17 protein-coding genes and 1 tRNA gene are annotated in these 20,859 nt (G+C 71.0%); 11 read left to right on the top strand and 7 right to left on the bottom strand.

Annotated elements, in window-relative coordinates:
- Positions 1–108: 108 nt before the first annotated feature.
- Positions 109–498: a cyclophilin-like fold protein gene (locus tag ACIHCM_RS05125; RefSeq protein ID WP_399889281.1), complete on the bottom strand. Its 390-nt coding sequence runs from the start codon at positions 496–498 to the stop codon at positions 109–111.
- Between the two features lie 202 nt (positions 499–700).
- Between ACIHCM_RS05125 and ACIHCM_RS05120 the strand changes: the two genes are divergently transcribed.
- From ACIHCM_RS05120 to ACIHCM_RS05100, 5 genes are all read left to right on the top strand, one after another.
- On the top strand, positions 701–2,206 hold the full coding sequence (locus ACIHCM_RS05120) for a cytochrome ubiquinol oxidase subunit I (protein WP_399889278.1): 1,506 nt from the start codon (positions 701–703) through the stop codon (positions 2,204–2,206).
- A gap of 20 nt (positions 2,207–2,226) precedes the next feature.
- Positions 2,227–3,231 (top strand): cytochrome d ubiquinol oxidase subunit II, encoded by a 1,005-nt coding sequence (cydB, locus tag ACIHCM_RS05115; RefSeq protein WP_399889275.1) that lies wholly within the window; start codon positions 2,227–2,229, stop codon positions 3,229–3,231.
- 51 nt (positions 3,232–3,282) lie between these two features.
- Positions 3,283–6,813, top strand: coding sequence for a thiol reductant ABC exporter subunit CydD (gene cydD / locus ACIHCM_RS05110; RefSeq protein ID WP_399889272.1), 3,531 nt, complete (start codon positions 3,283–3,285; stop codon positions 6,811–6,813).
- A 33-nt stretch (positions 6,814–6,846) separates the two neighbouring features.
- A complete protein-coding gene (locus tag ACIHCM_RS05105) occupies positions 6,847–8,532 on the top strand; it encodes a GAF domain-containing sensor histidine kinase (RefSeq protein ID WP_399889269.1) in 1,686 nt (561 codons plus the stop codon).
- Between the two features lie 188 nt (positions 8,533–8,720).
- A complete protein-coding gene (locus tag ACIHCM_RS05100) occupies positions 8,721–9,779 on the top strand; it encodes a peptidoglycan DD-metalloendopeptidase family protein (protein ID WP_399889266.1) in 1,059 nt (352 codons plus the stop codon).
- A gap of 13 nt (positions 9,780–9,792) precedes the next feature.
- Here the strand turns inward: ACIHCM_RS05100 and ACIHCM_RS05095 are convergent, their stop codons facing one another.
- The 6 genes from ACIHCM_RS05095 to ACIHCM_RS05070 all read right to left on the bottom strand — a co-directional run bounded on the left by ACIHCM_RS05095 (position 9,793) and on the right by ACIHCM_RS05070 (position 15,991).
- On the bottom strand, positions 9,793–10,662 hold the full coding sequence (locus ACIHCM_RS05095; protein WP_399889263.1) for an HAD-IIB family hydrolase: 870 nt from the start codon (positions 10,660–10,662) through the stop codon (positions 9,793–9,795).
- Positions 10,663–10,784: 122 nt separating this feature from the next.
- On the bottom strand, positions 10,785–11,687 hold the full coding sequence (locus tag ACIHCM_RS05090; protein ID WP_399889260.1) for an LLM class flavin-dependent oxidoreductase: 903 nt from the start codon (positions 11,685–11,687) through the stop codon (positions 10,785–10,787).
- 87 nt (positions 11,688–11,774) lie between these two features.
- Complete coding sequence (locus ACIHCM_RS05085; RefSeq protein ID WP_399889258.1) at positions 11,775–12,323, bottom strand: RNA 2'-phosphotransferase; 549 nt, start codon at positions 12,321–12,323, stop codon at positions 11,775–11,777.
- A 122-nt stretch (positions 12,324–12,445) separates the two neighbouring features.
- On the bottom strand, positions 12,446–13,381 hold the full coding sequence (locus ACIHCM_RS05080) for a MerR family transcriptional regulator (protein WP_399889255.1): 936 nt from the start codon (positions 13,379–13,381) through the stop codon (positions 12,446–12,448).
- A 13-nt stretch (positions 13,382–13,394) separates the two neighbouring features.
- Positions 13,395–15,146, bottom strand: coding sequence for an SDR family oxidoreductase (locus ACIHCM_RS05075; protein WP_399889252.1), 1,752 nt, complete (start codon positions 15,144–15,146; stop codon positions 13,395–13,397).
- Between the two features lie 2 nt (positions 15,147–15,148).
- Positions 15,149–15,991 carry a M24 family metallopeptidase gene (locus ACIHCM_RS05070; RefSeq protein WP_399889249.1) on the bottom strand — a complete coding sequence of 281 codons (843 nt, stop codon included), beginning with the start codon at positions 15,989–15,991 and terminating at the stop codon, positions 15,149–15,151.
- Positions 15,992–16,239: 248 nt separating this feature from the next.
- On the opposite strand from ACIHCM_RS05070, the gene ACIHCM_RS05065 reads away from it, so the two are divergent.
- From ACIHCM_RS05065 to ACIHCM_RS05040, 6 genes are all read left to right on the top strand, one after another.
- Positions 16,240–17,235 carry an ABC transporter ATP-binding protein gene (locus ACIHCM_RS05065; protein WP_399890542.1) on the top strand — a complete coding sequence of 332 codons (996 nt, stop codon included), beginning with the start codon at positions 16,240–16,242 and terminating at the stop codon, positions 17,233–17,235.
- Positions 17,225–18,133, top strand: coding sequence for an ABC transporter permease (locus tag ACIHCM_RS05060; protein WP_399889246.1), 909 nt, complete (start codon positions 17,225–17,227; stop codon positions 18,131–18,133). The genes ACIHCM_RS05065 and ACIHCM_RS05060 overlap by 11 nt, the downstream gene beginning before the upstream one ends.
- The gene (locus ACIHCM_RS05055) at positions 18,130–19,041 is read left to right on the top strand and encodes an ABC transporter ATP-binding protein (RefSeq protein WP_399889243.1); all 912 of its coding nucleotides are present in this window, start codon (positions 18,130–18,132) and stop codon (positions 19,039–19,041) included. The genes ACIHCM_RS05060 and ACIHCM_RS05055 overlap by 4 nt, the downstream gene beginning before the upstream one ends.
- A gap of 11 nt (positions 19,042–19,052) precedes the next feature.
- Positions 19,053–19,772, top strand: a complete 720-nt coding sequence (locus ACIHCM_RS05050) for an ABC transporter permease subunit (protein WP_399889240.1) — start codon at positions 19,053–19,055, stop codon at positions 19,770–19,772.
- Between the two features lie 131 nt (positions 19,773–19,903).
- Positions 19,904–20,152, top strand: coding sequence for a hypothetical protein (locus ACIHCM_RS05045; protein WP_399889237.1), 249 nt, complete (start codon positions 19,904–19,906; stop codon positions 20,150–20,152).
- A gap of 269 nt (positions 20,153–20,421) precedes the next feature.
- Positions 20,422–20,512, top strand: a tRNA-Ser gene (locus ACIHCM_RS05040).
- The last annotated feature ends 347 nt before the right edge of the window (positions 20,513–20,859 follow it).

Here is a 20,859-nt window from a genome sequence, read left to right as displayed (position 1 = left end):
CCGGCTCTCGCCGATTACCCGGCCGTCGGCGATCAGCCGAACCGTCACAGCACCACCCGACTCAGAAATCCCCCGCCCCGAGCGGGCCGCAGTCCAGCCCCTGGGCAATCAGACCTCCACAAGCTCCACCCGAATCGGGTCGCCGTTGTGGACCGTCGCCAGGATGCGCGGATCGCCGTCGACCCGGCCGAGGACATTGCACGGGCTGGCGAGGCGGCACTCGCCGCCCTGGGAGATGGGCGTGGGCCCGTAGGGGAGTGCCAACGCGTCCCCGTCGGTCCAGAACGCCACCGTGCCGGGCTCGACCACCTGCCGGGCGTCCGTTTCACGTGAAACGGCGATGCCCGTGTCGAAGTAGACCTCCTCGCCCCAGGTGCGTGCGGTGGAGGCGAGCGGCAGTGTCTTGGTGAGGGCCTGGGTGGTCGCGGTGTCGTCGAGTGTCGCGGTCAGGTGTCCAGAGGGCCAGGAGATGCGGATCTGTGTCCGCTGCGTCTTCATGCTGTCAATTCAACAATATGTTGAAGTCGCCGCCAAGGGGTTGACGCGGAGTAGGGGGACCCCCCTTCGGATGTCGGGCATCTGTGCGTCATAATGGCTTGTGAATGTGAACGCGTTCACAAGCTCGCCTCGGTTGCCTTGGATGTGTAGGGCAAAAGGGGCAAACTGCCGCAGTGTCCACGGCGATGTAAGGAGAGACGACGTGGAATTGGCTTTGGCGCCGGAGACCTTGGCGCGATGGCAGTTCGGCATCACCACCGTCTACCACTTCCTGTTCGTTCCCCTGACGATCTCGCTTGCCGCCCTCACGGCCGGCCTGCAGACCGCCTGGGTGCGCACCGAGAAGGAGAAGTACCTCAGGGCGACCAAGTTCTGGGGCAAGCTCTTCCTGATCAACATCGCCATGGGTGTCGTCACCGGCATCGTGCAGGAGTTCCAGTTCGGCATGAACTGGTCCGCCTACTCACGCTTCGTCGGAGATGTCTTCGGCGCGCCCCTCGCCTTCGAGGCCCTCATCGCCTTCTTCTTCGAGTCCACCTTCATCGGTCTGTGGATCTTCGGCTGGGACAAGCTGCCGAAGAAGATCCACCTGGCCTGCATATGGATGGTCTCGATCGGCACGCTGCTGTCGGCGTACTTCATCCTCGCCGCGAACTCGTGGATGCAGCATCCGGTCGGCTACCGGATCAACGAGGAGAAGGGCCGGGCTGAGCTCACCGATTTCTGGGTCGTGCTGACCCAGAACACCACGCTCAACCAGGTCTTCCACAGCTTCTCGGCGGCCTTCCTGACGGGCGGCGCCTTCATGGTGGGCATCGCCGCCTTCCACCTGCTGCGCAAGAAGCACATCCCGGTGATGCGGACCTCCCTCCGGCTAGGGCTGGTCACCGTGGCGGTCGGTGGCCTGCTCACCGCGGTCAGCGGAGACACCCTGGGCAAGGTCATGTACGAGCAGCAGCCGATGAAGATGGCCGCTGCCGAGGCGCTGTGGGACGGCGAGGAGCCGGCGCCCTTCTCCGTGTTCGCCTACGGGGACGTCGACAAGGGCCACAACAAGGTCGCCCTGGAGATACCCGGTCTGCTCTCCTTCCTGGCCCACAGCGACTTCGAGTCGTACGTGCCGGGCATCAACGACACCAACAAGGCCCTCCAGGAGAAGTACGGCCCCGGGGACTACAAGCCCATCGTCCCCGTCGCCTATTGGGGCTTCCGCTGGATGATCGGCTTCGGTATGGCGTCGTTCTCCATCGGGCTGCTGGGGCTGTGGCTCACGCGGAAGAAGTTCCTGCTGCCGGCCGCGTCGCGGACCGGGGAGGACGAAGTGCCGCATCTGGTGCTGCTGAGGAAGCCCCTGCGGCCGCGGCTCACCCGCCTGTACTGGCTGGTGGCGGTCTGGACGATGGCCTTCCCGCTGATCGCCAACTCCTGGGGCTGGATCTTCACCGAGATGGGCCGCCAGCCGTGGGTCGTCTACGGCCTGTTCCAGACCCGCGACGCCGTCTCGCCCGGCGTCTCCCAGGGCGAGATCCTCACCTCGATGATCGTCCTGACGACGCTCTACGCCGTCCTCGCCGTGATCGAGGTCAAGCTGCTCGTGAAGTACGTCAAGGCCGGCCCGCCCGAACTCACCGAGGCCGACCTGAACCCGCCCACGAAGATCGGCGGCGACGCCCGTGACGCCGACAAGCCGATGGCCTTCTCGTACTAGGCCGAGGGAGCTGCACAGTCATGGAACTGCACGACATCTGGTTCGTCCTGATCGCCGTCCTGTGGACCGGCTACTTCTTCCTGGAGGGCTTCGACTTCGGGGTCGGTGTCCTGACAAAGCTGCTGGCCCGTAACCGGCCTGAGAAGCGGGTGCTGATCAATACGATCGGTCCGGTGTGGGACGGCAACGAGGTGTGGCTGCTGTCGGCCGGTGGTGCCACGTTCGCTGCCTTCCCCGAGTGGTACGCGACGCTCTTCTCGGGCTTCTACCTGCCGCTGCTGCTCATTCTGGTCTGCCTGATCATCCGGGGCGTCGCCTTCGAGTACCGGGCCAAGCGCCCGGAGGAGAACTGGCAGCGCAACTGGGAGCACGCGATCTTCTGGTGCTCGTTGATTCCCGCGTTCCTGTGGGGCGTGGCCTTCGGCAACATCGTCGGGGGTGTGAAGATCGACCAGGACTTCGAGTACGTCGGCAGCCTCGGGGATCTGCTCAACCCCTACGCGCTGCTCGGCGGCCTGGTGACGCTGACGCTGTTCACCTTCCACGGCGCGGTGTTCACGGCGCTCAAGACGGTCGGGGACATCCGGGAGCGGGCCCGCAAGCTGGCCTCGGGGGTCGGTCTGGTGTCGGCTGGGCTGGCGCTGCTCTTCCTGCTCTGGACGCAGGCCGAGAGCGGCAACGGCAAGAGCCTGGTCGCCCTGGTGGTGGCGGTGGCCGCGGTGGTCGCCGCCCTGGTGGCGAACCAAGCCGGGCGCGAGGGCTGGTCGTTCGCGCTCTCCGGCCTCACCATCGTCGCCGCCGTCGCGATGCTCTTCCTCTCGCTGTTCCCGAACGTCATGCCGTCCTCGCTCAATGCGGACTGGAGCCTCACGGTCACCAACGCCTCGTCGAGCCCGTACACCCTGAAGATCATGACCTGGTGCGCGGGGATCGCCACACCGATCGTCGTGCTGTACCAGTCGTGGACGTACTGGGTGTTTCGCAAGCGGATCGGCACGCAACACATCGCCGAACCCGCACACTGAGTCCGGCTGGGGTGTGTTTCACGTGAAACACACCCCATGGGCCTGAAGGGCATGTTTCACGTGAAACCCATCGATCCGCGTCTCCTGCGTTACGCCCGCGCCACCCGGCTCTTCCTGGTTGCGGTCGTCGGCCTGGGTGCCCTCGGCGCCGGGCTCGTCATCGCTCAGGCCATGCTCATCGCCGAGTCGGTCGTGGGCGCGTTCCAGCATGGGATGTCCGTCGCCGAACTACGTACTCCCCTGCTTCTGCTGGTGGCCGTTGCCTTCGGCCGTGCGTTGGTCTCCTGGCTCACCGAACTCGCCGCGCACCGCGCCAGCGCGGCGGTGAAATCGGAGCTCCGGGGACGGCTGCTGGACCGCTCCGTGCAACTGGGCCCCGGCTGGCTGAGCGGGCAGCGCACGGGATCGCTGGTGGCCCTTGCCACGCGCGGGGTCGATGCTCTCGACGACTACTTCTCACGCTATCTGCCGCAGCTGGGCCTCGCGGTGGTCGTGCCGGTGGCCGTGCTGGCGAGGATCGTCACCGAGGACTGGGTCTCCGCCGCCATCATCGTCGGCACCCTGCCGTTGATCCCGGTCTTCATGGTGCTGATCGGATGGGCCACCCAGTCCCGGATGGACCGTCAGTGGCGGCTGCTCTCCCGGCTGTCGGGGCACTTCCTGGACGTCGTCGCGGGACTGCCGACCCTCAAGGTCTTCGGCCGGGCCAAGGCGCAGGCCGAGTCGATCAAGCGGATCACGGGCGAGTACCGGCAGGCCACGATGCGAACGTTGCGCATCGCGTTCCTGTCGTCGTTCGCACTGGAACTGCTCGCCACGATCTCGGTGGCGCTGGTCGCCGTGACGATCGGCATGCGGCTCGTGCACGGCGAGATGGACCTGTACATCGGCCTGGTCATCCTGATCCTCGCGCCGGAGGCGTATCTGCCGCTGCGGCAGGTGGGCGCGCAGTACCACGCCGCGGCCGAGGGGCTCGCCGCCGCAGAGGAGATCTTCGCCGTCCTGGAGACGCCCGTGCCGGCATCGGGGTCCCGGACCCCGCCGGAGGGTGCGCTGTCCTTCGAGGGCGTGACGGTCCGGTACCCGGGGCGGCGCAGGGACGCTGTGTCCGACGTGAGCTTCGACGTCGCGCTCGGGGAGACGGTCGCGCTCGTCGGTCCGAGCGGTGCGGGCAAGTCGACGCTGCTGAACGCGCTGCTGGGGTTCGTACGTCCGGCCGGGGGGCGGGTGCGCATCGGGGGAGTGGATCTCGCCGAGGTCGACCTGGAGCAGTGGCGGTCGCGGATCGCCTGGGTGCCACAGCGTCCGCACCTGTTCGCGGGGACGATCGCCGAGAACGTACGGCTGGCCCGCCCCGACGCGGATGACGCGGCCGTACGCCGGGCGCTGGGGGAGGCGGGAGCGCTCGCGTTCGTGGAGGCCCTCCCGCAGGGCGCCGAGACCTTGCTCGGCGAGGGCGGGGCCGGGCTGTCCGCAGGGCAGCGGCAGCGGCTCGCGCTCGCCCGGGCCTTCCTCGCGGACCGGCCTGTGCTGCTGCTCGACGAGCCGACGGCCGCCCTGGACGGGGAGACCGAGTCCGGCGTCGTGGAGGCGGTCGGGCGCTTGGCGGCCGGGCGGACCGTGCTGCTGGTCGTCCACAGGCCGGCGCTGCTGCGTGTGGCGGACCGCGTGGTACGGCTGGACGAGACGGAACGGGCGGCGCGGCGCGATCAGGTCCTCTCCCCCGACCACCTGGCCACCGGCCGGACGTTGGAGGCCACGGACCCGGCCGCGACAGACCGGGGCGCCGATGCCCTTCGGGAGGCGGACGGGACCGATCCGTCGGCGGGCGGCGGTGGCGTCCTCGCCCGCGTCCGTGCCCTGTCCGGTGCCCGGCGCGGACGGCTGGGCCTTGCCCTGCTGCTGGGAAGCCTTGCCCTCGGCAGTGCCGTAGGGCTCATGGCCACCTCCGGGTGGCTGATCTCGCGGGCGTCGCAGCAGCCGCCCGTGCTGTATCTGATGGTGGCGGTGACCGCCACACGTGCCTTCGGGATCGGCCGGGCCGTGTTCCGGTACGCCGAGCGGCTCGTGTCGCATGACGCGGTACTGCGGATGCTGGCCGACACCCGGGTGGCCGTCTACCGCCGGCTCGAGCGCCTGGCACCTGCCGGACTGCGCCAGGCCCGCCGGGGTGACCTGTTGTCGCGGCTCGTCGCCGATGTGGACGCCCTGCAGGACTACTGGCTCAGGTGGCTGCTGCCCGCAGGTGCGGCGGCCGCCGTCTCCGCGGCCGCCGTCGGGTTCACCGGCTGGCTGCTGCCCGAGGCCGGGGCGGTGCTCGCCGTCGGCCTGCTCGCGGCAGGCGGGGGCGTTCCGGCGGTCACCGCCGCCGTGGCGCGGCGCGCGGAGCGCCGGCTGGCCCCCGCCCGCGGGGTGCTCGCGACCCGCGTGGCCGACCTGCTCACCGGCACCGCGGAACTGACCGTCGCCGGCGCCCTGCCCGCTCGTACCGCCGAGACCCGGCAGGCCGACACCGCGCTCACCCGGATCACCTCGCGGGCTGCCACCGCGACCGCGATAGGCGACGGGCTCACCGCGCTGATCTCCGGCCTGACCGTCACGGCGGCCGCCGTGGTGGGTGTCCAGGCCGTCGCCGAGGGCCGGCTGAACGGCGTGGCCCTGGCGGCGGTCGTCCTCACCCCGCTGGCCGCCTTCGAGGCCGTGCTGGCGATGCCGCTCGCGGCGCAGTTCCGGCAGCGGGTGCGCAAGAGCGCCGAGCGGGTCCACGAGGTGCTGGACGCGCCCGAGCCCGTACGCGAACCGGAGCGGCCGCGGCAGGCGCCCGCGTCGCCGTTCCCGGTCGCCGTCAAGGGCCTGACGGCCCGGCACCCCGGGCAGCACCGGGACGCGCTGGCCGGGCTCGACCTGACGCTGGACAAGGGACGCCGGATCGCCGTGGTCGGCGCGTCCGGGTCCGGCAAGACGACGCTCACGCAGGTGCTGCTGCGCTTTCTGGACGCGGAGTCCGGCGCGTACACGCTGGGCGGCGTGGACGCCTACGCCCTGGCCGGTGACGACGTACGGCGGCTGGTCGGGCTGTGCGCCCAGGACGCGCATCTCTTCGACAGCACCGTGCGCGAGAACCTGCTGCTCGCCCGGCGGGACGCGACCGAGGACGAGTTGCGGGACGCGCTCGGGCGGGCACGGCTGCTGGAGTGGGCCGAGGGCCTGCCCGGCGGTCTCGACACGCTCGTCGGGGAGCACGGGGCACGGCTGTCCGGCGGGCAGCGGCAGCGGCTGGCGCTGGCCCGCGCGCTGCTCGCCGACTTCCCCGTCCTCGTGCTCGACGAGCCCGCCGAGCATCTCGACCTGCCGACGGCCGACGCGCTCACCGCCGATCTGCTGGCCGCGACCGAGGGCCGTACCACCCTGCTCATCACCCACCGGCTGGCCGGGCTGGAGGCCGTGGACGAGGTGATCGTGCTGGACGAGGGGCGCGTGGTGCAGCGCGGGCCGTACGCGGAGCTGGCCGGCGTGGAAGGACCACTGCGGGCCATGGCGGTGCGGGAGGCGGAGGCCGACCTGCTGGTGGGCGCGGGGTAGCGGGTATCAAATCGGGATCAATAGGATCGAAAGATGCCGTCTGCGTCCTCATCCGCTCCCGAGCCGCGCTCCCCGGGGCTGCCGGTCGACCTGGCGGAGCGGGTCGAGCAGTTGCTGGAGGCGATGCGGTCCGTCGGGAGCGGGCTGGAGCTGCACTCCACGCTGAACCGGATCTGTGAGACCGCGGCGTCGCTCGCGGACGCGCGGTACGCGGCGATCGGGGTGATCGCCGAGGACGGCAGAGGTCTCGCCGACTTCGTGTTCCACGGCGTGGCCGAAGCGACCGCCCGGCGCATCGGGCGGCTGCCCGACGGGCATCGGGGTCTGCTCGGGGCGCTCATCCGGGACCCGGAGCCGGTCCGCCTCACGGACCTCACGGAGGACCCGCGTTCCTGCGGCTTCCCGGCCCACCATCCGCCGATGCGCGGCTTCCTGGGCGTCCCCATCCGCGTCCGGGGTGAGAGTTTCGGCAACCTGTACCTCGCCGAGAAACGCGGCGACGAGCAGTTCAGCGACTACGACCTCGGCATTCTGCAGGTGCTGGCCACCGAGGCGGGCATCGCCATCGGCAACGCCCGGCTGTACGAGGCCGCCCAGCAGCGTGAGCGCTGGATCGACGGGTCGGTCGCCGTCACCACCGCCCTGCTCTCCGGTGGCGACACGGACGACGCCCCCCAGTCCGTGGCGGAGCAGGCTCGCCGGCTGTCCGGTTCTGCGGCGGGGCTGGTGCTGCTGCCCACCGGCGAGGGTGGCCTGGAGATCGCCGCCGTCGCCTCGGAGCAGCCGTCGAGCGCCCTGGGCGCCGTGCTCCCGGCAGACAGCCCGATCGTCGCCGAACTCCTCGACGGTCAGGCCGTCTTCCTGGCCGACGCGGCCACCGACAGCCCTACGATCGCGGGCCTCGCACCTGACTTCGGGCCGACGATGCTGTTGCCCCTGCGGAGCGACGGCCGCGTTCTCGGCGTCCTCGTCACCCCGCGCGCACGCGGGGAACGGGCGTTCAGCGAGACCGAGCGCACGCTCGCCGTGCAGTTCGCGTCCCAGGCCGCACTCGCCCTGGTGATGGCCGAGGCGCAGCGTGACCGGGAGCGGCTCGCGGTGTACGAGGAACGCGACCGTATCGCCCGCGACCTGCACGACCTGGTGGCCCGGCGGCTGTTCGCGACCGCGACGCAGCTGGAGAGCGCGCCGGACGCGTCCGCCGTGCCCGAGGTGTGCGAGGGCGTCGGCAACGCCGTCGGCGAGCTGGACGTCACCATCCACGAGATCCGCAGCAGCGTCTTCGCCCTGCGGCAGGACACCGCGCAGCCGCCGTCAGGACTGCGCACCCGGGTGCTGCGCGAGGTGGGCGCGGCAGCCGTACCGCTCGGCTTCCGCCCCTCGCACCGTTTCGTCGGCCCGGTCGACACGGCCGTCGGCGACGTCACCGGCGAGAATCTCGTCGCGGCCCTGCGCGAGGCGCTCTCCAACGCTCTGCGGCATGCCGGTGCCTCCCGGATCGAAGTCGTCGTCGACGCGGCGGCAAGCCTCCCCGACGGCCGGCGTGGCGTACGCCTCACCGTCGCGGACGACGGCGTCGGCATCCCCGAGGGCGGGCGGCGCAGCGGCCTGAGCAACCTCGCGCGCCGCGCGCAGTCCCTGGGCGGCGGCAGCTGGTACGGGCCCGGCATCGGCGAGCACGGAGGCGGTACCACGGTGGTGTGGCAGACGCCGCTGTGAACGTCGGGCTGGGCGGTGGCGCGGTGCGTGGGCCGGCGCCCGACGAGGCGTCAGACCGCCGTCGCCTGAACCCGGTTCTCGCCTGACCCCTGTTCGGTCGTACCGCTGCTCCATACGGGCCGCATCGGTCCCCCGTGCGTACGACTCCGACAGGGCTTCCGGCGCCCGCGCGGGCCAGGATCGCTGGCATGCGCTCATCCCGCCGTCCTCGCTGGCTCGTTCCGGCGCTGCTGTGCGCGCTTGCCGTGCTCGCCGCCCGGCCCACCGAGACGCCGGGGAGGAGCCCGGCCCGTGGCGGCGCCGACCCCGGCGTCAGTGCCGAGGTGGCGCGGCTGTACGAGGACGCGGCGACGGCGACGCGCCAGTACGAGGAGGGGCGGCGCGTGGCCAGGGCCCAGCGGAAGCGTGCCGATCAGCTGGACAGACAGCTCGACCGCGAACGCCGGCAGCTCGCCGTCCTGCAAGAGGACCTGGGCCGGCTCGCGCGCGCCCAGTACCGCAGTGGCGGGGACGTGCCGCTCAGCGCGCGCGTGCTCCTCGGGGACGACCCCGAGGAGCTGGTCCGCGGCCAGCGCGCACGAAAGCAGGCGCACACCGCTCTCAGCAAGGCGATCAGCAGGAGCCGTGACGCGCAGGCCCGGCTGGCGGCGGACGAGGCCAGAGCCGCGGCGGAGTGGAAGGCGCTGGAGCAGCGGAACGCCGAGCTCGTGGTGGTGAAGAAGGGCATCGAGCGCAAACTCGACGAGGCCCGCCGGAGGCTGCAGACGCAGGCCGACTCATCGGCTGCCACGGGTGCCTGCCGGGGTGCGGTCCGGCTCGACCAGCCGGACCGGTCCTTCACCCGCGCGTGGGTGGCGCCGGTCGAGCGGTACCAGCTGTCCGCGCGGTTCGGCAGCGGCGGGGCGCGGTGGGCGAACAGGCATACCGGGCAGGACTTCGCGGTCCCGATCGGCACGCCGGTGCGCTCGGTGGGCGGCGGCCGGGTGGTGAGGGTGTCCTGCGGTGGCGCCTTCGGTATCCAGATTGTCGTCGCGCACCCGGGCGGCTACTACACGCAGTACGCGCACCTCGCCTCGGTCGCCGTCGGCAAGGGGGCCGCTGTGGTGCCGGGCCAGTGGATCGGGCAGGCCGGCACGACGGGCAACTCGACCGGCCCGCATCTCCACTTCGAGGTACGGGTCACCCCGGAGCTGGGGTCGGGGGTCGACCCGGTGCCGTGGCTCGCGGCACGCGGGGTCCACCTCTGACGTGCGGGGAGGCTCAGCCCCGCTCCGCCAGCAGCCGCTCGATCACGACCGCCACTCCGTCGTCGTTGTTGGCGACGGTCCGGCCCGACGCGGCGGCGATCACGTCCGGGTGGGCGTTGCCCATGGCGTACGACTGGCCTGCCCAGGTCAGCATCTCGACGTCGTTGGGCATGTCACCGAAGGCGACGACCTCCTCGTGGGAGATGCCGCGCTCGGCACAGCACAGGGCGAGTGTGCTGGCCTTCGAGACACCGGGCCCGCTGATCTCCAGCAGGGCGCTGGGGCTGGACCGGGTGACGTCGGCGCGCTCCCCGATGGCGAGGCGGGCCAGGGTGAGGAAGGCGTCCGGGTCGATCTTGGGGTGATGGGCGAGGATCTTGAGCACGGGCTCGCCCGCCCCGGGCGCGTCCGGCGCCAGCAGCCGCTCGGCCGGCGCGAGGGTGTCCGGGATCTCCATGTGAAGCTTCGGATAGTCCGGCTCCTGGTAGAAGCCGTAGGTCTGCTCGACCGCGTACACCGTGCCGGGCGCCGCGTCCCGCAGCAGCCGCACGGCGTCGAGCGCGTTCTCCCGGGCCAGCTCCCGCACCTTGACGAAGCGGTGGGCGCCGGGGCCGCCGTGCAGGTCGACCACGGCGGCGCCGTTGCCGCAGATCGCGAGGCCGTGGCCGTGGACGTGGTCGCTGACGACATCCATCCAGCGGGCCGGCCGGCCGGTGACGAAGAAGACCTCGATTCCCGCCTCCTCGGCGGCCGCGAGGGCGGCGATCGTGCGCGGGGACACCGACTTGTCGTCGCGGAGCAGCGTGCCGTCGAGGTCGGTGGCGATCAGCCGGGGCGGAACCGCGGCTGCCGGGGTCTCGGGCTGTCGAGTCGCTGAGGTCACCCGGCCATTCTGGCGTACCTTGCTGCACGGCCCTGCAGTAGCCCGCACATGTGAGGGCCTACTGCTCTCACCAGCGCCGTTGCCCGTAATCGGGTCAGGCTCGGACCGGTTTGCCGGGCGGCTCAGCCCAGCTGCGCCGGCGCCTCCATCGCGATCTGTTCGAAGATCTTCTGCTCCGCGGCGAAGTCCGAGTCCGGGATGGGCCAGTGGATCACAAGCTCCGTGAAGCCCAGTTCCTGGTGCCGTCCCGCGAAGTCGACGAACGCGTCGAGCGACTCCAGCGGCCGGCTGCGGTCCGGGGTGAAACCGGTGAGCAGGACCTTGTCCATGCCGGAGGTGTCGCGTCCGATCGTGGCGCAGGCGTCGGCGAGCCTCTCGGTCTGCCGGCGTATGGCCTGGACCGACTGCGCGGGAGTGCCGTCCTCGTAGAGCTTGGGATCACCGGTGGTCACCCAGGCCTGCCCGTGGCGCGCGGCCAGCCGCAGCCCACGCGGACCCGTCGCGGCAATCGCGAACGGCAGCCGGGGGCGCTGTACACAGCCGGGGATGTTGCGTGCCTCGTGAGCGGCATAGTAGTCCCCCGTGCAGGACACCGCGTCCTCGGTGAGCAGCCGGTCCAGCAGCGGCACGAACTCGCCGAACCGGTCGGCACGCTCCTTGGGGGTCCAGGCCTCCTGGCCCAGCGCCGTGGCGTCGAAGCCGGTGCCGCCCGCTCCTATGCCGAGCGTGATCCGGCCGCCGGAGATGTCGTCGAGGGAGATCAGTTCCTTGGCGAGGGTCACCGGGTGCCGGAAATTCGGCGAGGTGACCAGGGTGCCCAGCCGCAGGCGGTCGGTGACGGCCGCGGCTGCGGTCAGCGTCGGCACGGCGCCGAACCACGGGCCGTCCCGGAAGCTGCGCCAGGACAGATGGTCGTAGGTGTAGGCGGTGTGGAAGCCGAGCTGCTCCGCGCGCTGCCAGGCCGAACGGCCGCCCTCGTGCCAGCGGCGGTAGGGGAGGATCACGGTGCTCAGACGCAGACTCATGGACTCGAGCCTAAGTCGCCTCCGCCGTTCCACGTGAAACAGTCACCGTCCGTCGCGGCTCCGCCACCGCGTCGGGACGCTCCGGAGTCAGTGCTGCTCGCCGAAGCGCAGGTACTGCGGCGGTACGGCCTGGGTCAGCCACACCCCGTTCGCGCTGACCTGGAACACATGGCCGGCGCGATGCATCGCACCGGCGTCCACTGTCAGCACGACGGGCCGGCCACGGCGAGCGCCGACGCGGGTCGCGGTCTCGCGGTCGGCCGACAGGTGCACGTCGTGACGGTTCATGGGCCTGAGCCCTTCGGCGCGGATCGCGTCCAGGCTGCCGGCCACGGTGCCGTGGTAGAGGTAGGGCGGCGGGGTCGCCTGGGGCAGTCCGAGGTCGACCTCGACGCTGTGGCCCTGGCTGGCCCGGATCCGGGTGCCCTCGACGGCGAAGCGCTTCTTGTCGTTCGCAGCCACCACGTGGTCCAGCTCGTCGCGGGTGAAGCGGAATCCGTGCGCGGACGCCGCCGCGATCAGCGTCTCGATCTCGACCCAGCCACCCTCGTCCAGTGTCAGCCCGATCCGCTCGGGTTGATGGCGCAGGTGCTTCGAGAGGTACTTCGACACCTTCACGGTGCGTCTTTCGTCCATGCCTCCAGCGTGCCGGGCGAGACGTGGATCACGCACTTGATTTTGCCCAAGAGGTTTGATCCACAACTAACTGTAGTTATCCACAGGGCAATTGGCGAAGCTGTGGACAAGTATGCAGGCGCTCAGGGTTTTTGCCCAGTATTCGGGTGTATTGCATGATGTGACGCCAGCTGGTCCAAGGTGCGGGCCCGCACCTCCCGTTCCGTGGCGAGCGTGACGAACGTACCGGCATGCTCCGCGCCGACCAGTTGCTCGACGGCCCGCATTGTCTCCGCCGCCATCCGCACCATGCGGGTCTCGTCCGCCTTCTCCTCGCTCGTGCCGCCACCGAGATGCCGGCGGAGGTGCCGGGACGACAACACGCGCATGGCGCGCGCGAGTTCCGCGTCCACCGTCTGACGGGCCAGCGGGCGCAGGCGTCGTACGAGGGAGGCCGCTTCCGCCGCGTCCGCCTCCGTCGGACGGTGCGGTCCGTCGAGATAACGGGCGAAGACGTGCTCGGTGGTGAACTCCAGGAAACGGGCGGCGATGTACTCGACCTGTGCCCTCAACTCCCGCAGATGGCCGGAGATCGCGGACAACGGCACCCCGGCGTCATGCAACTCCACCGCCACCGCGAGCTCTTGAGGGCTCGGCACGACGAACCCGTCCTCGTCGCCCGGCACGGGCTCCAGCACCCCCAGCTCGACGGCCTGGGCGATCGCCGCGTCGTCGGTGGTACCGCCGAAGCGGGCGATCAGTTCGGCGCGGGTGATCCTGGAAGGCTCCTCGTCGGTCCAGGGGCCGTCCACCTCGGCCACCAGGCCGAGGACCCCGCCGAGCCCGCGACCGGCGTCATGGGCCTCCAGCAGCTCCTTGATCGAGGCCAGGGTGTAGCCCCGGTCGAGGAGGTCGGCGATCTGCCGGAGGCGGTGGACGTGCGTGTCCGTATAGGCATTGGCACGGCCACGGCGTTGCGGGCGGGGGAGGATTCCACGGTCCTGGTAGGCGCGAATGGTACGGACGGTGGTGCCGGTGAGGTGGGCGAGGTCGTCGATGCGGTACGTGGGCTCGCTCATGGCCGTGCCCCGCTCACAACCGTGGTTCCACCCGGGCGATCCTGCGCAGCGCCCCCGGCATGAACCGCGACAGCAGATACGCCCCACGTGCCTCGGGCGTCACCGGAACCACCGCCTCGTTGCGCACGACCGCTTGCAGGATCGCGTCGGCGACCTTCTCCGGCGGGTAGTTCCGCAGCCCGTACAGCCGCGCGGACCGCTTCTGGCGCCGCCTCTCCTCCGCCGCGTCGACGCCCGCGAAGCGCGCCGTCGATGTGATGTTGGTGTTGACGAAGCCGGGGCATATCGCCGTGACGCCGATGCCCTGTCCGGCGAGTTCGGCGCGCAGGCACTCGCTGAGCATCAGCACCGCGGCCTTGGAGGTGCTGTAGGCGGGCAGCGCCCGGGAGGGCTGGTACGCCGCAGCCGACGCGGTGTTCACGATGTGCCCGCCCTGCCCGCGCTCAGCCATCTGCCTGCCGAAGAGCCGGCAGCCGTGGATCACGCCCCACAGGTTGACGTCGAGGACCTTGCGCCAGTCCTCGGGGGTGGTGTCCAGGAACCTTCCGGACAGACCGATGCCGGCGTTGTTCACCAGCACGTCCACGACGCCGTACTCGGTCGCGACCTTCTCCGCGAGCTTCTCCATCGCCTGCTCGTCGGAGACGTCGACCGTCTCGGCCCAGGCCTGCGGCGCCCCGACCAGACGGGCCATCTCGGCCGTCCTGGCAGCCCCCTCCGCGTCCCGGTCGACGGCGATCACGCGCGCCCCGGCCTCCGCGAACGCGAACGCCGTGGCCCTTCCGATCCCGCTGCCCGCACCCGTGACCAGCACGAGCTGCCCGCCGAAACGGTCCCCGTGCCTGCCCGTCGCCTCGATCACCGGCCTGCCTCCCTCGTTGGCGGTCACGAACTCCTCGATCCAGGCGGCCAGCTGGTCCGGACGACTGCGCGGGATCCAGTGCCTGGCGGGCAGCGTCCGCCGGGTCAGCTGCGGAGCCCACTGCTCCAGTTCGTCGTAGAGCCGCTGGGACAGAAACGCGTCCCCCAGGGGCGTGATGAGCTGCACGGGCGCGTGTGCGTACGCGTCGGGGCGGGGCCTGCGCAGCCGGCGCCGTACGTTGTCGCGGTACAGCCACGCGCCGTGCGCCGCGTCCGCGGACAGCGACGAGGTGGGATAGGTGCCGCCCGGAACCTTCTCCATGAGCTCCAGGACGCGCGGCCAGTGCTTGCTGAGGGGGCCGCGCCAGGCCAGCTCGGGCAGGACCGGCGTGTGCAGCAGATACACGTACCAGGACTTGGCGGCCTGGCCGAGGAGCTGGCCGACCCGGCGCGGGGTGGGGCGCTTGACCCGCTGCTTGATCCAGTGGCCGAAGTGGTCCAGGGACGGCCCGGACATCGAGGTGAACGACGCGATCCGGCCCTCGGTGCGCCGTACGGTGACGAACTCCCAGGCTTGCACCGAGCCCCAGTCGTGCCCCACCAGGTGCACCGGCCGGCCGGGGCTCACCGCGTCCACCACGGCCAGGAAGTCGTCCGTCAGCTTCTCCAGCGTGAACCCGCCGCGCAGCGGCCGCGGCGCCGTCGACCCGCCGTGGCCCCGGACGTCGTACAGCACGACGTGGAAGCGCTCGGCGAGGCGGCTCGCCACCGCGGACCACACCTCCTTGCTGTCCGGGTAGCCGTGCACGAGGACGACCGTCGGCAGCTGCGGATCGCCCAGCTCGGCCACGCACAGCTCGATCCCGCCCGTGCGCACCCGGCGCTCGCGCGCGCCTGCAAGCATCGTCACTTCTCCTCCGCCCAGCGCCGCACGTGCGGCAGATCGTCGTCCAGCCAGAAGGCGCTCTCCGCGGGGTCCCCGGAGTCGGTGACGACGAGGATCTCCTCGAACTTCGCGCCCGTGCCACGGAAGCCGAGGTGCGGCTCCACCGCCCACAGGCCCGGCTGCGGCGGGTGGTCCGAGAAGCGGTACGGCGACCAGAGCGGCGACCAGCCTTCGCGGTGGCCGTGCAGCGCGTCCGCGGCGAGGCCCTTGAGGGACTGCGTGCCGAACCCGAACAGGCGTGGGGACCAGCGTCGTTCCCGCACCCGGTCCACCTTGTGGGCGATCACGCCGAAGGGGTAGGCGCGGTGCCGGTTGGCGTAGCCCTGGCGGACCATGAGGCGGTCCACGTCCTCGTAGATCTCCCGCAGCGGGCGCCGCTCGCGCACCTCGCGCAGGATCAGCTCGCGGTGTGCCTCCAGGTCGGCCATCAGCTTGTTCTGCACGGGGTTGATACCGAGCGAGCCCGAGTAGCCGATGTCCGCCGTGCAGCCCTTGAACACCGGTGCCATGTCCAGGATGAACGGCATCCCCGGCTCGAGGCGTCTGCCGGTGGGGAAGAACTGCAGCGGCACCCGGAAGCCGGCGAACGCCGTACGGTCGCCGAACCAGGCGAACGGCAGGTGGAACCAGTCCCGCACCCCCCGCTCGCGCAGCCACTCCCGCTGCATCCGCGCCGCCTCACGCTCGGTCACGCCAGGCTTCAGCTGAGCGGCCACGGCCTCCGCGCACTCGTAGGCGAGGCGCTGCACCTCCCGGAACCCGCGCAGCTCCGCCGAGCGTCGACTGGTCACTGCCGTCGTCATGGCACCCCGTCCCACCGGTTGCGGTACGTGCTCGTAACTTGACATCGGTGAATGTGACAGTTGTTAGAGGCTGCGTCAATAGGCGTGCGCGGGCCTGTGGACGACCGTACGGATGTGGACAACTCGTGACGCGCGGTTCGGCCCTCAGGGTGACCCTCAGGGCCCCGTAATACTCAAGGGTGACGTGAAGACGGCTCTGGGGTCTGACGACGTGCGTGGCGCTCATCACTACCGTCGTGGACGTGACTGTGATCGCGACCGAAAGCCTGAGCAAGCGGTTCCCCCGGGTGACCGCGCTTGACCGGCTCTCCGTGGACGTCGGGCCCGGTGTGACCGGACTCGTCGGAGCCAATGGAGCCGGCAAGTCCACACTGATCAAGATCCTGCTGGGTCTGTCCCCCGCCACCGAGGGCCGCGCCGAAGTGCTCGGCCTCGATGTCGCCACCAAGGGCGCCGCCATCCGCGAGCGCGTCGGATACATGCCGGAGCACGACTGTCTGCCGCCCGACGTCTCGGCCACCGAGTTCGTCGTCCATATGGCGCGCATGTCCGGCCTGCCGCCCACCGCCGCGCGCGAACGCACCGCGGACACCCTGCGCCACGTCGGCCTGTACGAGGAGCGCTACCGCCCCATCGGCGGCTACTCGACGGGCATGAAGCAGCGCGTCAAGCTGGCCCAGGCCCTGGTCCACGACCCGCAGCTGGTCTTCCTCGACGAGCCGACCAACGGCCTCGACCCGGTCGGCCGTGACGAGATGCTCGGCCTGATCCGCCGCATCTACACCGACTTCGGCATCTCCGTGCTGGTCACCTCGCACCTGCTGGGCGAACTGGAGCGCACCTGCGACCACGTGGTCGTGGTCGACGGCGGCAAGCTGCTGCGCTCCAGCTCCACCACGGAGTTCACGCAGACCACGACGACCCTCGCCATCGAGGTCACCGACACCGACGAGCACCCGGACGGCACCCGCGCGGTGCGTGACGCGCTCCACGCGCGCGGGGTGACCGTCGCCGCCGGCAGCGGACTGCCCGGAGCCGGCCACGTCCTGCTGCTCACCGCGCAGGGCGAGGAGACCTACGACCTGGTCCGCGACACGGTCGCCGACCTCGGTCTGGGCCTGGTCCGCATGGAGCAGCGCCGGCACCAGATCTCGGAGGTCTTCACGACCGGCACGGACACCGGAACCGACACCGGAACCGACACCGACGAGCAGCGGAAGGAGGCCGTCCGCCATGGCGGTTGAGCAGCCCGTACCCACGGCGCCGGGTGACCAGACCCGCATCCACAACATCGGCTACCGCACGTACGACGGCCCGCGCCTGGGCCGCGCCTACGCCCGCCGGTCCCTCTACTCGCAGTCCCTGCGCGGCTCCTACGGCCTCGGCCGCTCGGTGAAGTCCAAGGTGCTGCCGATGCTGCTGTTCGTGGTGATGTGCGTGCCCGCGGCCATCATGGTCGCCGTCGCGGTCGCCACCAAGGCCAACGACCTGCCCGTGGACTACACGCGCTACGCGATCATCATGCAGGCCGTGATCAGCCTGTACATCGCCTCGCAGGCACCCCAGTCCGTCTCGCGCGACCTGCGTTTCAAGACCGTGCCGCTGTACTTCTCGCGGCCCATCGAGACCGCGGACTACGTGCGCGCGAAGTACGCGGCCCTGGCCTCGGCGCTGTTCATCCTGACCGCCGCCCCGCTGCTCGTCCTCTACGTGGGCGCGCTGCTGGCCAAGCTCGACTTCGCGGACCAGACCAAGGGATTCGCACAGGGACTCGTCTCCGTGGCACTGCTCTCACTGCTCTTCGCCGGCATCGGCCTGGTCATCGCGTCGGTCACGCCGCGGCGCGGCTTCGGCATCGCGGCCGTGATCGCCGTGCTGACCATCTCCTACGGCGCGGTGTCCACCCTGCAGGCCATCGCGGACGCGCAGGGCACCTCCGGCTCCATCGCCTGGATCGGCCTCTTCTCGCCGATCACCCTCATCGACGGCGTGCAGTCCGCCTTCCTCGGCGCGCAGTCGGCGTTCCCCGGCGGTGTCGGCCCCACCGACGGCGAGGGCGTCGTCTACGTCGTCGCCGCCCTCGGTCTCATCGCCGGGAGCTACGGCCTTCTGATCCGCCGCTACAAGAAGGTGGGACTGTGACCACGCTCTCCATCGACCATGTCTCCCGCTGGTTCGGCAACGTGGTCGCCGTCAACGACATCACCATGACGATCGGCCCCGGCGTCACCGGCCTGCTCGGCCCCAACGGCGCCGGAAAGTCCACGCTGATCAACATGATGGGCGGCTTCCTGGCCCCCTCCACCGGCACCGTCACCCTCGACGGCGAGCAGGTGTGGCGCAACGAGCGGATCTACAAGAAGATCGGCATCGTCCCCGAGCGCGAGGCGATGTACGACTTCCTCACCGGCCGCGAGTTCGTCGTCGCCAACGCCGAGCTGCACGGCCTCGGCGCGAAGGCGGCCCAGAAGGCCCTCGCCACGGTCGAGATGGAGTACGCGCAGGACCGCAAGATCGCCACGTACTCCAAGGGCATGCGCCAGCGCGTGAAGATGGCGTCCGCCCTGGTCCACGAGCCGTCGCTGCTCCTGCTCGACGAGCCCTTCAACGGCATGGACCCGCGCCAGCGCATGCAGCTGATGGACCTGCTGCGGCGGATGGGAGACGAGGGCCGCACGGTGCTGTTCTCCTCCCACATCCTCGAAGAGGTCGAGCAGCTCGCCTGGCACATCGAGGTCGTGGTCGCCGGACGCCACGCGGCAAGCGGTGACTTCCGCAAGATCCGCCGCCTGATGACCGACCGGCCACACCGCTACCTGGTGCGTTCCAGCGACGACCGCGCCCTCGCGGCCGCGCTGATCGCCGATCCGTCGACCTCCGGCATCGAAGTGGACCTGACCGAAGGCGCGTTGCGCATCCAGGCCGTCGACTTCGGCCGCTTCACCGCCCTGCTGCCGCGGGTGGCCCGGGACCACGGCATCCGTCTGCTGACGGTCTCGCCGTCCGACGAGTCCCTCGAGTCCGTGTTCTCGTACCTGGTCACGGCGTAGGAGGCCGAAGAATGTACGACCCCACAGTCGCCCGGCTCACCTACCGGGCCCTGCTCGGCCGGCGCCGTGCCCTCATCCTCGGCGCCCTTCCCCTGCTGCTGATCGCGATCTCCGTGGTCGTGCGCGCCCTCGCCGGCGCCGACGACCAGACCGCCGCCGACCTGCTGGGCGGCCTGGCGCTGGCCACGATGGTGCCGATCATCGGTGTCATCGCGGGCACGGGCGCGATCGGCCCGGAGATCGACGACGGCTCGGTGGTGTATCTGCTGTCCAAGCCCGTGAAGCGGCCGACGATCATCTTCACCAAGCTGATCGTGGCGATCGCGGTGACGATGGTGTTCTCGGCGGTGCCCACACTGATCGCCGGCTTCATCCTGAACGGCAACAGCCAGCAGGTCGCCGTCGCCTACACGGTGGCCGCGCTCGTGGCCTCCATCGCCTACGCCGCGCTGTTCCTGCTGCTCGGCACGGTGTCCCGGCACGCGGTGGTGTTCGGCCTGGTCTACGCGCTGGTCTGGGAGGCGCTGTTCGGCTCCCTGGTGGCCGGCGCGCGCACGCTCAGCGTCCAGCAGTGGTCGCTGGCCGTGGCCCACAAGGTCGGCAACGGCGAGCTGGTGACGTCCGACGTCGGGCTGACGACGGCGACGGTGCTGCTGGTCGTGGTCACCGTCCTCGCCACCTGGTACGCCGGGCAGAAGCTGCGGTCCCTGACGCTGGCCGGGGAGGAGTGACAGGACCCGGCGACGACACACGGTGAGGCCCTCGTTCTTGACGGGGGCTTCACCTCGTTCCGGTCACACTGGGCGGAACGGCACGTCGTGAACGAGGCCGTACGGGGGACGCACGGCCGGGAGGAGCGGACATGGCAGGCGAGACGCCCCAGCACGAGGACCGCGGGCAGTCCGGTGACCAGGTGGACGCCGGCTGGGACGACCTGGTGCTGGACGAGGACTTCGTCCGCGCCGGCACCTCCGAGCCCTCCGCCCGGGCCCGGATGCTCGCCGAGCGATGGCGCCGTCAGGCGCCCGAACCGCAGCCGTGGCGCTCCGACGAACCGCCCGCCGGATGGTTCATCAGCAAGGTCCGCGGGCGTCTGTGGCGCCGGCGGTAGCGGCACTTCGGCCGCCCCTTTAATCAGTGGCGCCCAACTCGGCGCACGGGCACAGTGGTTGTGTCCACGATGCCGGATCGATCCGGCGCCACGTACGGGGAGAGGAGCCGGACGATGTCCATGCACGGCAGTACGTCCCGCTCCCGTCAGGGCAGCCTGCGGCGGACTCCGGAGTAGTCGCCACCGCTCCGCCGAGCCGCCCGCACGGGGAGCTGCCCGGGGCGGCCGCTTCGAGCACGCGATGTCGCTCTCGCGTGGGCCGCCCACCCGGAGGATTGGCCGAGTGGTAAGGCACCGGCTTGCTGAGCCGTGGTCGGGTCCGAAAAGCCCGCGCACGTTCGATCCGTGCATCCTCCGCCACACCGGACCGGCACCGTGCCCGGCCGGCACCTTCACCCATGTGGGCCCACTCCAACAGGCCTGGCTCCGGGCGGTACGTGCACCAGCGCGGGCCCACTCCAACAGGCCTGGCATCGGGCGGCACCTGCATGAGTGCGGGGCCCACTGCGCCCGGCCCAACCCTGGGCGGCACCTGCACCAAGGAGGCCCGCTTCAACCGGCGCTTGTCCCGAGCGGACCGCCAGCAGTGCGGGCTCGCGCCCGGCACCGGCCCTGGGCGGCACCTGCACCAAGGAGGCCTGCTTCAACCGGCGCTTGTCCCGAGCGGACCGCCAGCAGTGCGGGCTCGCGCCCGGCACCGGCCCTGG

Source organism: Streptomyces sp. NPDC052023 (assembly GCF_044548465.1).
Classification (GTDB): domain Bacteria; phylum Actinomycetota; class Actinomycetes; order Streptomycetales; family Streptomycetaceae; genus Streptomyces.
The sequence above is the reverse complement of the archived record's forward strand: the minus strand, read 5'-3'. Positions and strand labels throughout refer to the sequence as shown.

Coding starts and splice junctions, on each gene's coding strand:
- ACIHCM_RS05070 (WP_399889249.1), bottom strand. CDS start 15,991: ATGACGACGGCAGTGACCAGTCGACGCTCGGCGGAGCTGCGCGGGTTC.
- ACIHCM_RS05045 (WP_399889237.1), top strand. CDS start 19,904: ATGGCAGGCGAGACGCCCCAGCACGAGGACCGCGGGCAGTCCGGTGAC.
- ACIHCM_RS05060 (WP_399889246.1), top strand. CDS start 17,225: ATGGCGGTTGAGCAGCCCGTACCCACGGCGCCGGGTGACCAGACCCGC.
- ACIHCM_RS05080 (WP_399889255.1), bottom strand. CDS start 13,381: ATGAGCGAGCCCACGTACCGCATCGACGACCTCGCCCACCTCACCGGC.
- ACIHCM_RS05090 (WP_399889260.1), bottom strand. CDS start 11,687: ATGAGTCTGCGTCTGAGCACCGTGATCCTCCCCTACCGCCGCTGGCAC.
- ACIHCM_RS05085 (WP_399889258.1), bottom strand. CDS start 12,323: ATGGACGAAAGACGCACCGTGAAGGTGTCGAAGTACCTCTCGAAGCAC.
- ACIHCM_RS05105 (WP_399889269.1), top strand. CDS start 6,847: ATGCCGTCTGCGTCCTCATCCGCTCCCGAGCCGCGCTCCCCGGGGCTG.
- cydD (WP_399889272.1), top strand. CDS start 3,283: ATGTTTCACGTGAAACCCATCGATCCGCGTCTCCTGCGTTACGCCCGC.
- cydB (WP_399889275.1), top strand. CDS start 2,227: ATGGAACTGCACGACATCTGGTTCGTCCTGATCGCCGTCCTGTGGACC.
- ACIHCM_RS05050 (WP_399889240.1), top strand. CDS start 19,053: ATGTACGACCCCACAGTCGCCCGGCTCACCTACCGGGCCCTGCTCGGC.
- ACIHCM_RS05100 (WP_399889266.1), top strand. CDS start 8,721: ATGCGCTCATCCCGCCGTCCTCGCTGGCTCGTTCCGGCGCTGCTGTGC.
- ACIHCM_RS05125 (WP_399889281.1), bottom strand. CDS start 498: ATGAAGACGCAGCGGACACAGATCCGCATCTCCTGGCCCTCTGGACAC.
- ACIHCM_RS05075 (WP_399889252.1), bottom strand. CDS start 15,146: ATGCTTGCAGGCGCGCGCGAGCGCCGGGTGCGCACGGGCGGGATCGAG.